Origin of the sequence: Runella zeae DSM 19591 (assembly GCF_000423565.1) — a bacterium.
Taxonomy (GTDB): Bacteria; Bacteroidota; Bacteroidia; order Cytophagales; family Spirosomataceae; genus Runella; species Runella zeae.
The window spans coordinates 373588-386646 of sequence record NZ_AUIF01000003.1; the positions used below are offsets into that span (position 1 = coordinate 373588).

Annotated in this window: 10 protein-coding genes; 7 read left to right on the plus strand and 3 right to left on the minus strand. The window is 42.0% G+C overall.

What is annotated here, in order from left to right:
* Window positions 1–74: 74 nt before the first annotated feature.
* Both nth and G563_RS0101630 read left to right on the plus strand, forming a co-directional pair.
* A complete protein-coding gene (gene nth, locus G563_RS0101625; protein ID WP_028663754.1) occupies window positions 75–755 on the plus strand; it encodes an endonuclease III in 681 nt (226 codons plus the stop codon).
* Window positions 756–934: 179 nt separating this feature from the next.
* Entirely contained in the window at window positions 935–2020 is a 1086-nt protein-coding gene (locus tag G563_RS0101630) for an aminotransferase class V-fold PLP-dependent enzyme (RefSeq protein ID WP_028663755.1), read from the plus strand.
* A gap of 394 nt (window positions 2021–2414) precedes the next feature.
* Here the strand turns inward: G563_RS0101630 and G563_RS0101635 are convergent, their stop codons facing one another.
* Genes G563_RS0101635 through G563_RS0101645 form a run of 3 tightly spaced genes read right to left on the minus strand, consistent with a single transcriptional unit; the run spans window position 2415 to window position 4568 of the window.
* Entirely contained in the window at window positions 2415–2924 is a 510-nt protein-coding gene (locus G563_RS0101635; protein WP_028663756.1) for a cupin domain-containing protein, read from the minus strand.
* 2 nt (window positions 2925–2926) lie between these two features.
* On the minus strand, window positions 2927–3691 hold the full coding sequence (gene map / locus G563_RS0101640; RefSeq protein WP_028663757.1) for a type I methionyl aminopeptidase: 765 nt from the start codon (window positions 3689–3691) through the stop codon (window positions 2927–2929).
* A 43-nt stretch (window positions 3692–3734) separates the two neighbouring features.
* Window positions 3735–4568 (minus strand): aminotransferase class IV, encoded by an 834-nt coding sequence (locus G563_RS0101645; RefSeq protein ID WP_028663758.1) that lies wholly within the window; start codon window positions 4566–4568, stop codon window positions 3735–3737.
* Between the two features lie 142 nt (window positions 4569–4710).
* Between G563_RS0101645 and G563_RS0101650 the strand changes: the two genes are divergently transcribed.
* The 5 genes from G563_RS0101650 to G563_RS0101670 all read left to right on the plus strand — a co-directional run bounded on the left by G563_RS0101650 (window position 4711) and on the right by G563_RS0101670 (window position 12982).
* Window positions 4711–7584, plus strand: a complete 2874-nt coding sequence (locus tag G563_RS0101650; RefSeq protein ID WP_051210693.1) for an outer membrane beta-barrel family protein — start codon at window positions 4711–4713, stop codon at window positions 7582–7584.
* A 36-nt stretch (window positions 7585–7620) separates the two neighbouring features.
* On the plus strand, window positions 7621–8358 hold the full coding sequence (locus tag G563_RS0101655) for a GLPGLI family protein (protein WP_169579706.1): 738 nt from the start codon (window positions 7621–7623) through the stop codon (window positions 8356–8358).
* Window position 8359: 1 nt separating this feature from the next.
* Window positions 8360–10147 (plus strand): sensor histidine kinase, encoded by a 1788-nt coding sequence (locus tag G563_RS36685; RefSeq protein WP_051210695.1) that lies wholly within the window; start codon window positions 8360–8362, stop codon window positions 10145–10147.
* 7 nt (window positions 10148–10154) lie between these two features.
* A complete protein-coding gene (locus G563_RS0101665) occupies window positions 10155–10835 on the plus strand; it encodes a response regulator transcription factor (RefSeq protein WP_028663761.1) in 681 nt (226 codons plus the stop codon).
* A gap of 329 nt (window positions 10836–11164) precedes the next feature.
* Window positions 11165–12982, plus strand: a complete 1818-nt coding sequence (locus tag G563_RS0101670; protein WP_028663762.1) for a glycosyltransferase family protein — start codon at window positions 11165–11167, stop codon at window positions 12980–12982.
* The last annotated feature ends 77 nt before the right edge of the window (window positions 12983–13059 follow it).

Here is a 13059-nt window from a genome sequence, read left to right on the forward strand (position 1 = left end):
TAAATTCGTTTTGCTCCGCCACTTGCTTTTGCTTGAAAGAAAGTATCTTTGATACCTAAAAAGTATTGACTTCCATGCAGAAAAAAGAACGTTATCGTCTCCTGATTGAACATTTCTCCCAAAAATTTCCCGAAGCTGAAACCGAACTTCATTATACCAATCCTTATGAATTGTTGGTGGCGGTAATTTTGTCGGCACAGTGTACCGATAAGCGCGTCAATATGGTGACTCCTGCTCTGTTTGAGCGCTATCCCGACCCGCAGGCCCTGGCCGATAGCAATGCAGAGGAAGTTTTTCAATACATACGTTCTATTTCATACCCCAACAACAAAGCCAAACACTTGGTGGGTATGGCAAGAATGCTCCTAGCGCAGTTTGGAGGGGAAGTGCCTAGTACCATAGAAGAACTTCAACAAATGCCAGGAGTAGGTCGCAAAACAGCCAATGTGATTGCATCGGTCATCTACAATCAACCTGCTATGGCGGTAGATACGCACGTGTTTCGGGTATCTCACCGATTGGGTTTGGTCTCTAAAACCGCCACAACCCCCTTGGCCGTCGAAAAAGAATTGGTAAAGTATATTCCTGATTCAGTGATTCCATTGGCGCATCATTGGCTTATTTTGCATGGCAGATATGTGTGCTTGGCGCGTAGCCCACAATGCGATAAATGCGATTTGACGCATTTGTGCAAGTTTTTTGAAAACCTCACTAAAAAGGCTGTAGTTGTCAAAATAAGCACAAAAAGTAGTTAAGAAAAGGATTTTTCAATAAAATCGTGCCTCAATAATGATACGATAAGCCTTTGATTTTCAAGGTTTTTAGTTATCGGTGTCCAAGATTTAACAAAAGCTTACTAGCTAAAAACTAGCTTTTTAGCTTAATTTTGCCCCCTCAAACCAAATGGCCTTGTAGGTTAGGGGCAACAAATCAGATGAAACAAGTCTATTTTACGGCCGGACCGGCTGAGATGTATCCTACTTTTGAGAAACATTTGCAGGATGCCGTGGCACAGCAACTCGGGTCTATTTCGCACCGCAGTCAGAAGTCTAGAGACATTTACAAGTTTGCGGTAGAGCAGTTGCGTACTTTGATGAATATCCCCGAATCGCACGCTATTTTGTTTACAGGTTCAGCGTCCGAAATCTGGGAGCGAGTGGTCTTAAATTGCGTAGAGTACGAGAGCTTTCACTTGGTAAATGGGTCTTTTTCGAAGAAGTTTTTTGAATATGCTGTTTCCTTAAAAAAGTACGCTCATAAACAAGAAAAGCTTTTTGGAGAAGGATTTGACTATGCCGAAGTAGAAGTACCCGAATACGCCGAGGTGATTTGTGTAACCCACAATGAAACCAGCTCAGGCGTACAGATGCGGGAGCCTGACATTCACAAATTAAAGCGTAGCAACTCCAAAAAAATCATCGCGGTCGATATGGTCTCGTCGGCGCCTTATCCTGATTTGGACTTTAGTGTAGTAGATACGGCCTTTTTCTCCGTACAAAAAGCCTTTGGTCTTCCCGCTGGTTTGGGGGTTTGGATTGTAAACGAGCGCTGCCTCGCCAAGGCCGAAAAACTCCAAAAGCACGAAGATTTGACCATTGGGGGGCACAATACGCTACCTATGTTGTGGAAAAATTTCAAAAACTTTGAAACCCCTGCTACTCCCAATGTAATAGGCATCTATTTGCTTGGAAAAGTAGCCGAAGATTTGAATACAATAGGAGCGGATACAGTACGCAAGCAGACGGAAGAAAAGTACAAATTGCTCAATAAATTTGTAGAAACAAGTCAAAACTTTACGCCTTCGGTAGTAGAAGAAAGACACCGCTCGCGCACCGTTATCGTAGCCAATACCAAACTGCCTTCAGGAGAGGTAATTGCCGAAATCAAAAAATCAAACATGATAGTAGGAAGTGGTTATGGGCCTTATAAAGATACCCAAATCCGCATTGCCAACTTCCCTGCGGTGTCTTTAGAACAAGTCGAGACGCTTATTCAGGTACTGAAAAAAATAGATGATTAATCTTCAGTCGTGAGTTATCCCGAGTTGGGATGGTTCCTAAAAACCTTCTGTTTGTATTTGAGTACGTATCAACTCTCAAATCTAAACAGAAGGTTTTTTTATGTTTATTCTGGTAGGTATTGGAGTCTCTTTAATCAAGTTTATGTTTGACATCTTCTGAACTCATTTATTGTTTGGCAACTTGTGAGCTACAAACCTATTCTCTTCGAGGCAAACTGTAATAATTTTATTGTGGGGAGAATAGCTTCGGAGAAGCTTAAGCTTTGTAGCATGAGGCTTTGAACCTTCACACCCAAGACTTCGGAGAAGTCAAACATAAATTGACTATTAATTTTGAGCTTCTGTTTCTATTTGGCGCGTCTTATGTGTTAGTTGTTGCGCTCTTTACTCAGGTTTAGTTCGTCTCATGCGTTAATAGTCTGATGATTTCGGCGTGTTGTGGATAAGTTGTTAATAACTCCTGTCGAGTAGCCATTTCAAAATCCTCAAAGTCAAAACCTGGCGCTACTGTGCATCCCACTAAAGAATATTCGCTATCGAGGCTGGGTTTTGAACCAAACCAAGTTCCGGCAGGTACTACTGCCTGAAATACCTCCCCTTGCTCCGGGTTAGCACCTAATTTGATTGTTTCTAAAACTCCATCAGGGTGGATTACATATACAGAAAGAGGTTGCCCTGCATAAAAATGCCACATTTCATCGGCTTGAATGCGGTGAAAAGCCGAAAAATGATGATTTTCTAATAAAAAATAAATGCCTGTACTAAAACTACGATTTCCCCCAAAACGAGCAGGAAGCGCAGCCTGCGAAATGCTCTCCGCCGACCGATACATTTCTACAAAATATCCTCCTTCGGGATGAGGTTGCATCTGATACTTTTGTACCCAATAATGTGCAGGTTTCATATTTAATTCCAAATCTCGTTGCTTGCTGTCAAAATAATGGGTTTGCTATCGGTGACCATGATGGTATGCTCGTGCTGAGCCACAAAACTGCCATCCGTAGTGACAAAGGTCCAGCCATCGTTGGATTGATGAGCAAAAGATGCTTTGGTAGAAATAAAAGTCTCAATAGCCACCGTAGAGTTTTTCTTAAAACGGTCAAGGTTGAGGCGGTCATGGTAGCAGGGAATTTCGCGCGGGGCTTCGTGTAAGCTGCGTCCTACGCCATGTCCCACCAAATTTTTGATGACTCGAAGTCCTGATTTTTTTGCTTCTGTTTCGATGAGTTTTCCAATGTCCGCGATTTTGACTCCACCTTTGATATTGTTGATGGCCTTGCGTAAGATTTGCTTTGACGCATCTACGAGAGGGAGATGCTGATGAATATCTTTTCCTAACACAAAAGAGCCTCCATTGTCGGCCCAAAATCCGTCTAATTCGGCTGATACGTCAATATTGACGAGGTCACCTTCTTTCAATATCTTTTTGGGGGAAGGGATACCATGCGCTACTTCATTGTTGAGACAGATACAAGTCCATCCCGGAAACCCATACGTAAGTCTTGGGGCAGATTTGGCCCCCAATTCTTGCAAAATACTACCGCCGTATTCATCTAGCTCTTGAGCTGTCATACCGGGCTGGGCATATTCACGCATTTTTTTGAGCGTAATTCCTACCGCTTCGCTGATTCTTTGCATACCGATAAGTTCGGAAGGGCTAGAGATTGACATAGGTTGTGGGATTAAAAATCAAATGAAAAAATGGTTGTAAGATTTAAGCTTTGACGGCTTCGTATTCAGTGACTAATTTTTCAAACTCCGCGAGCAAGGCTAAAGTTCTTGAACCGGGTTTGCCATCGCCTACGATTTGCCTTCCAATCTGTACTACGGGCATTACCCATTTAGTGGTACTCGTAGTAAAAGCTTCATCGGCTTCGGCGAGCTCTTCGACCAAGAGAGGACGGACTTCTACTTTAAATGTTTTTGCGGCCAATTCCAGCACCACTCGTCTTGTGATACCATGCAAGATATTTTGGTCGGGTGTAATGAGGGTATCTCCTTTAAAAATAAAAAAATTGCTTCGCGTAAGCTCGCTAACTTCTCCATTTTTGTGGTACAGCAAATCTGCCGCACCTTGCGATTTCATCTCTGAGGCAAGGCGTATCATGTGCAGATAATTGGTGCTTTTGAGCTCAGGCAAATCTCTCACAAATTCAAACGGAAGCACTTTGATACCTCTTACACGTCCTTCGGGGTTGTCTTTAGGCAGATTTTCGGCAATAATAAGCAAATTAGGCTCAATCACGCTCACGCTATCGGGAGAGTAGCCTCCTGTCAGTACAAATCGATACGCAATGTCAGGTTGACCCGCGAGTGTGTACAACTCCTTCAAAATATCGGCTGTTTGATTCTGATTCAGTGGAAGTGGCAACCGAAGCACTTCTGCGGAGCGCTGGAAGCGTGCCCAATACCAATCCCATTGGAAAGGAACACCATTGTAGGTTCGGAAATAATCAAACAAGCCATAACCGCGAAGCAAGGCAAGGTCGTTTATTTTGACAGAAGCCTGTTCTACAGGCATGATAGAGCCGTTGAAATAACAATGCATGGTTTTTAGAAGCTAAGATGAGTAGCCACAAAGATAGGGACTTTTGGCATTAACCTTAATTAACATTGTTTCAATGACCTTTAACCTACTTCTCCAAAGCCCTGAATTAGTTTTGTGACATCATACAAAACTTCATACAGCCATGATTTTGCAGCTTCTAATGCCGAGCAAACAACAAGTAAAAGCCTTGAACTGGAGAGTGGGAAAAAAACTCACCTTCACATTTGTCCCTTGGATGTTATTTATTCTGTTGTTTGTTTCGGCGGGAGCATATGCTCAAAAATTCTCTATCAAAGGAGTATTAGTAGACACAACGCAGCGTCCCTTAGAAGGGGCTACTGTGATGCTGCTTGACGGGAAAGATACCTCGCTTGTGTCGTTTTCGAGGTCACAATCTGCCGGCACATTTGAGTTTAAAAATGTACTTCAAGCTTCTTATTTTTTGAAAGTGACTTACATGGGATTGCAGCCTATTCTTCAGTCTATCGCACCTCCTTCGGGAGCTTTGTTGGACTTGGGAAAGCTCTCGATGCTGCCCATACCCAAAGACCTTAAAGAAGTAGTGATAAAAGGAGAACGCGACCCCGTGACGATTAAACAAGATACGATTGAATACAATGCAAGTTCTTTTAAGGTGCAGCCCAATGCCGCCGTCGAAGACTTATTGAAAAGATTGCCTGGCGTAGAAGTAGATCGCGACGGAACAGTACGCGCCCAAGGTCAGCAAGTGCAGCGGGTGACCGTGGATGGCAAAGAGTTTTTTGGTCGAGACCCTAAAATGGCTACCAAAAATCTCCCCGCCGATGCCGTAGATAAAGTTCAGGTATTTGACCGTAAGTCAGATCAAGCGCAATTTATGGGTATTGACGACGGCCAACGCGAAAAAACAATCAATCTTTCTCTGAAAGAAGAGAAAAAGAAGGGCATTTTTGGTAATGCCACCGCCGGGGCAGGGCCTGATAGTCGCTATTCGCTCAAAGCCAATTTCAACCGATTTAGCAAAACCCGCCAAATGTCGGTGTTGGGAATGGCCAATAACATCAATCAGCAAGGGTTTTCGATCAACGATTACATGAATTTTACGGGCGGAGCTCAAAGAATGATGACGGGGGGCGTTATGAGGCTTCAGTTTAATTCGGAAGAAGATGCGGCTATTCCGCTCAATTTTGGAGGACGAAACAACGGCTTCGTGACTTCTGGTGGCGCAGGGCTTAATTACAACAATCAGTTTAATAAAAAGACCGAATTACAAAGTAATTATTTTTATAATCAGCTAGATCAACGCATTGAGCGTGAGACCAATCGAGAGACTTTTTTGCCATCAGGAAATTTTAAAACAAAACAAAATACCGCCCAAAATACCCATAACGCTACGCATCGAGCCAATTTTACCCTAGATCATAAGATAGATTCGCTCAATTCATTGAAGTGGACTAATCAGCTTAGTTATTCCAAAAACGCTTCTTATACAGGAAGTAGTAGTCGAGCTACCAATGCCAACGATAGGCTCGAAAATGAAGGTACGCGGCAATCGACTGCACAAGGCAACAATTGGCGCATAAACTCAGAACTATTGTGGCGGCACAAGTTTGCGAAAAAAGGGCGTACGCTATCTACCAATTTTTTATTAGGTCTCGAACAAAGCGACCGAAACGGCACTTTGAATGCATTGAACAGTTTTTATAATTCAAGCGGTGAGAAAAATAAAGTAGATACTTTACGACAGACTAACACCCAAACCAACGACCGCCAAACCTACGGGCTGACGGCTTCTTATACCGAACCTTTGGGAAAGCGTCGCTATTTGGAGATAAACTATGCGGTTAATTTTACCCAAAACGACGTCAATCGCCTCGTATATGATGTAAATGGCGAAGGGCGCGCACCCCGCATGAATGCCCAACTCAGCAATCAGTTTCGTAATGATTTTATCTACCAGCGAGGTGGCATGAACTTTCGCCTCAATCAGGCCAAATACAATTTTTCGACGGGAGTAAGCTTGCAGCGGTCGGCATTGGAAGGAGACTTGATTTTGCAAAATACGCATATCAGCCGTACTTTCACCAACCTACTGCCCAACCTGAGATTTCAGTACAATTTTGCGACCAACCAAAATATTAACCTGACTTATGATACGGATGTACGTGAGCCAAGTATTCAGCAGCTATCGCCTATCGTAGACAATAGCGACCCGCTTAATATTTATACCGGAAATCCTAGTTTACGCCCCGAATACAATCATCGCCTCAATCTCAACTTTTTCCGTTTTAATCAACTCAATTTTAGTAACTTTTTTGCTTTTGTCAACCTTACCTACACTACCAACAAAATCGCTACTGCCCAGCAAGTAGATGCCAATCTAGTACGTACCTATCGGCCTATCAATGTCAAAGACGATTATAATCTCATTACCAATATTTCAAAAGGGTTTCGGATCAAAGCCATCGGTACACGAGTCAATTTTAGTACAAATCTATTGTTGAATCGGGGGATTACGCCAGTCAACGATACCGACAATCAAACCCGACGACTCGAAAGCCGCAATACTTTACGTCTCGAATACCGCTACAAAGAAGCCTTTGATATATCTGCCAGTGGCTCGATGACTTTCAATCAAACCTCCTACTCGCTCAACCCTGCGCTCAATCAGTCGTTTGTCAATCAAAGCTATGACATAGAAGCCAATCTTAAATTGACCAAAACCTGGAATGTCAGTTCGGTTATGGATTACAGCATTTACAATTTTGCGGGTTCTTCTTTTAATCAAAAAGTACCTATTTGGAATGCTTCGGTATCTAAGTTTTTCTTGAAAAACAAACGTGGCGAACTCAAGTTTTCGGTCGTCGATATGCTCAATCGCAATGTCGGAATCAGTCGTATGGCGCAGGTCAATTTTGTTCAAGATGAGCGTATTCGGTCACTTGGCCGCTACTTCTTAGTAAGCTTTACCTACAGCCTCAACAGTTTTCTGGGAGGAATGCCTTCTGGCGGAATGAGAGTGATTCAAAGAGGATAAAACATGACAACAAAACCAATAACTATCAATAAATCAATGAAAAAGAAAATCTTAACTTTGCTAGTCGGAATGAGTCCGGTAATATACGGCTACAGCCAACAAAATGAAGGGGTGGTGTGGTATGACCAAAAAATCAATATGCACAAACGTATGCAAGATGAGTCCATGAAAGCCATGATTCCCGAATTTCGTACCAACAAAATGCAACTTAATATACGGGCATCGGAATCATTGTTTAAAGCCGCCGACCAGCAGCCCAACGAAGAACAAGAATCCTCAGACGGAAATGGAGCTACTGTAAGAATGGTAATAAGAGTCCCTCAAAATGAGACTTATCGTAATTACGATACACAGCGTTCTATAGAGTTACGAGAACTAGCAGGGCAGAAGTTTTTGATAGAAGACACGCTGCGTCGGATGCCTTGGAAACTCACTGGAGATACCAAAAAAATTCAGGGTTATGATTGTCTCAAAGCTACCATGACCAACAAAGTTACTAATCAGCCAATAGTGGCGTGGTTTACGGAGGCGATTCCGGTACCAAGTGGCCCCGCAGGTTTTGGAGGCTTACCAGGCTTGATTTTGGAAGTGGATGTTAATGACGGCGACATGATTTATAACATGACCAAAATCGATTTTAAAAAATTAGGTAATGCCGACTTGAAAACCCCCACCGGAGGCAAAAAAATAACGGAGGCGGAGTTTACTAAAAAAAGGGATGAGTTTATGAAAGAAATGGGCGGACAAGGAGGGATTAGAATCATCCGAAACTAAAATGAAGTTATACAAACCCACTACTATATCTCTTACCTTGATGGTCGCTAGTATGATTTTACTAGCGGCTTTTCAAGCATTTTGGCTTTATAAAGAATACACGGAACAAAAAACAATCCTTCAAAAGGAAGCAGATATTTTATTTAAGAATACCATTCAAGCCTTAGAAGACTCTTTGATTCAGAAAAAAATAAAGTTGTCTACTAAAAAGCCTTCGAAATTAAATAGAGACTCAGGAGCAGTGGGTATATCTACTAAAGTATCGGTCAATTTTAGCTCTACGGTAAAGCCTACAGAGAAAAAGAATAAAAAAGTAGATTTAAAGCCTTCATCTAGTGACAGTATAGTAATGGGGCATCTTGGACAGCTGCTTCAACGACAGCTACGGGATAGTTTTATTGATTTTCACAAAACGAGTATTGCAAACATAAATCCCAAAGATATTCAGTCGATTAGAATCCATCGCGGCAATCCTATTGATTTTACCAAGCTTCAGTTGAAAGACTCCGCTGCTGCCCCATCCCCACAGGTGGTGATAGTCCAGAGAGCTATCGAGCATGATAGTGCCCAAAAACTCGTGGGTAAAGTCGCTAGAGTAATGCTTTATTTGCGAGATGCCAAAGACAGTATTCGGGGTAATGTTCGGTTTGCGAAATCAAATAAATTCCAATTGTCACTCATAAACGACAGTTTAGCTTCATCACCTAGGCGTGAAGAAGAGACGCCCAAAACCAAAAGTTACCATATTGAAAATAATTTTGTGATTCGATTTGACGCAGATTCGCTCAAAATCCCCGAAATACAAGTCCAGTACAAAGGGCTAATCCAAAAATCTAAAATTGATGCCTCTTTTCGGGTAGTTCGCCAAGGGAAAGCGTGGGCGGGAGATACTACCTTTTTGCCCAACGAACTCCTGACTTCTGCAGTAGTAAGCACTATGCCATTTGGGAGTACTTATCGGGCGGTGTTCAAAGATTATGAAGTTTTTTTGTTGAAAAAAATTGTCCCACAAGCACTTTTTTCAGTTTTCTTGTTGGCGATTACCGCCCTTGCTTTTGGGGCGATTTATCGCAATTTACGACAACAGCGCCGACTTACGGCTCTTAAAAACGATTTTATCAGCAACGTAACTCACGAACTCAAGACCCCCATCGCTACGGTCAGTGTGGCGATTGAGGCTTTGCAAAACTTCGGCGCGGCCCAAAACCCGCAACTCACAAAAGAGTATTTAGAAATTTCTAAAAATGAACTCAATAGACTCACTTTGCTGGTGGATAAAGTCTTGAAAATGGCTACTTTTGAGCAGCAAGGGTTGACCCTCACCCGCGGAGAGTTGGAGATGAAGGAGCTAGTAGGACAGATAATGGATTCCATGAAATTACAGTTTGAAAAATGTGGAGCTACCGTAGATTATCAAACCTCTGGAGAAAACTTTGCATTTTGGGGGGATAAAATTCATCTTACCAATGTGGTCTACAACTTGCTCGACAATGCCATTAAGTACAGTGAAAATAAACCCCAATTGAAGTTGTATCTCACAGAGAACGAATCCCAAATTAGCTTTTCGGTGAGTGATGAAGGGATAGGTATTCCAGCCGAATATCAATCAAAAATCTTTGAGAAATTTTTCAGAGTTCCTACCGGCAACACCCACAATGTCAAAGGATATGGTTTAGGATTGAGCTATGTAGCTTCGGTAGTAAAAGAACACGGCGGAAGTATTAACTTAAAAAGTGAAGAAGGAAAAGGCAGTGTATTTGTTATCATACTTCCTCGCAAATCGGTTTAAAAAAACAATGACTAAAATTCTGTACGTTGAAGATGAACCTTTTTTGGGGAAAATAGTAAAAGAAAGTCTCGAAAGCCGGGGCTTTGAGGTATGTATGGTAGCTGATGGCAGAGAAGTTATGGCGCAGTTTAGGGCGTTTGAGCCGACGATTTGTGTATTAGATATTATGCTTCCGCATCGTGATGGCTACACATTAGCGCAGGATATTAGGCAAGTAAACCCCACGGTACCAATTATATTTTTGACCGCCAAAACCCAAACCGAAGATGTGCTAAAGGGTTTTCAGAATGGTGGCAATGATTATATCCGAAAGCCATTTAGTATGGAAGAACTCATTGTAAGAATACAAAATATCCTCAATCTTACGCTTCAAAAAAAGACAACATCTACAAGAGAAGGGGTGGTGCTGGGAACATACACTTTTTTTCCCCATAAATACGAGCTACATCGGGCTGAAGCGATTCGTAAACTTTCTCACCGAGAAACCGAACTGCTCTCTATTTTGGCCGAAAACCGCAATTCTACCGTTAATCGCCGCGATATCTTGAAGCGGGTATGGGGTGATGATTCATTTTTCAATTCTCGTAATTTGGATGTATATATTACCCGCCTGCGCGATTATTTTAGAGAGGATACTACCCTCGAAATCGTTACTTTAAAAGGCGTCGGTTATCTCTTCAAATCCTAGCAAGTACTAAATGTTCAAAATTCAATCCCATTATTGAGGGATAATATCATAATTTTTCATAGTATTGTTGGGGTAGAAACAGGCACGTTCTAAAGAAGCGTGATTTTCTAAGAATACCCTATTTTATGTCATTAGAAATAAGACATGGGGTGTATTTCAAGGATAGCATTATTTGATAGAAAAGGCTCTATTGCATGCTTTTGAAAATTCGCTATCATAAATCTTAATTTTAGTTGGCAAAAATGAAATAAGCATTATTATTGCATTTTAAAACCTAAAAAATTGTACATTTTAAATTAAAAATTGTACATAAAAAACCTCGCTTTACCGTGGAAAAAAAAGCAAAAAAGTCCCTTTTGTTTGAAGTTGCTTGGGAGGTCTGCAACCAAGTGGGTGGAATTTATACCGTGATTCGCAGCAAGGTTCCGGCTATGGTGGATCAATGGGAGGACGACTATGTCTGTTTGGGACCTTATTTCCCACAGCGGGCTCTTACGGAATACGAACCTATCACATCCGACGACGGGTCGGGGATTTATCAAATCGTGGAAAAAATGCGGCAGGAGGGTTTTGCCGTAGAATATGGCTACTGGCTCATCACTGGCAAGCCACGCGTTGTGTTGTTTGATATTCGAAGTATGATGGGGCAGCTCAACCGCATCAAATATGAGCTTTGGGAACACCACCAAATATCTACCGTCAATATCGAAGACTTAGTTAATCAGACCATTGCTTTTGGCGAAATGGTGCGAATTTTCTTGACGAAATTTGCGGAAGATTATGCACGTAAGTTTGACATCACGGCTCATTTTCACGAATGGATGGCAAGCTCTGGATTGCCAGATTTGCGCCGCGACGATGTCAAAATTGCCACTGTATTTACGACTCATGCCACGATGTTGGGAAGGTATATTGCCTCCAATGAACGCGATTTTTACCATAAACTTCCTTTTTTTGACTGGAAGCACGAGGCGCGTTATTATAATATCGAAGCTCAGGCTACTATTGAGCGTTTGGCTTACTTGAGTGCGCACGTGAGTACAACTGTCAGCGATGTCACTGCTCGCGAATGTGAGGTGTTTTTGGGTAAATATCCCGATTTAGTTTTGCCCAATGGACTCAATATCCAGCGTTTTGCTGCAGTACATGAGTTCCAAAACCTGCACATGAAGTATAAGGAGAATATCCATAAGTTTATCATGGGGCATTTTTTCCAAAGTTATTCTTTCAATTTGGACAAAACCCTCTACTTCTTTACTTCGGGGCGTTATGAGTATGTCAACAAAGGCTACGATATTACATTGGAAGCATTGGCGCGTCTCAATTGGAAAATGGTACAGGCTAAAATGGACATGACGGTGGTGATGTTTATTGTGACGCGTCAGCCGTACCATTCTATCAATCCTGATGTGCTTCAGTCGCGAGCGGTATTGGGCGAAATCCAAGATACTTGTGAAGCGATTGAGAAGCAATTGGGCGACAAGCTCTTTTTGGCCTCGGCTTCTTCTACAGATCATCATTTGCCTGATTTGAATCAGTTTGTGGACGAGTATTGGCGTCTGAGGCTTCGTCGAACCATTCAAACTTGGAAAACCAAACGGTTACCTCCTTATGTTACGCACGATCTGAAATCACCTGATTCAATTACAGAATATTGTGAGCAATCGGGATTGAAAAATCATGAACAAGACCGCGTCAAAATCGTGTATCACCCCGATTTTATTGCTTCTACCAATCCTCTTTTTGGGTTGGATTATGGGCAATTTGTAAGAGGATGTCATTTGGGAATATTTCCAAGTTATTATGAACCTTGGGGATATACTCCGCTTGAATGCGTGGTAAGGGGGATTCCTACGGTCACGAGCGATTTATCGGGTTTTGGAGATTTTATCATGCAAATCATGCGTGATTACGAAAATCGTGGGATTTATGTCATTAATCGTAAAACCCAAAACTTTGACCAAGCAGCTGACCAATTGGCCAATATTCTCTTCAAGTTTGTGAGGATGAACCTTCGCGAGCGTATCCAACAACGCAATAAAGTAGAAAATATGTCGGATGTATTTGATTGGAGTAACCTGCGCTCATACTATGACACAGCTCACGATTTGGCGGCCAAAAAGGCTTTTAAAACTACGGTGAGTTAAGCGATTTTAGATAGACTTTCTTCCAAATGAGGCTGTCTCAAAAGTCTAGTAGTACCAAATTATCTTCGGCATATATT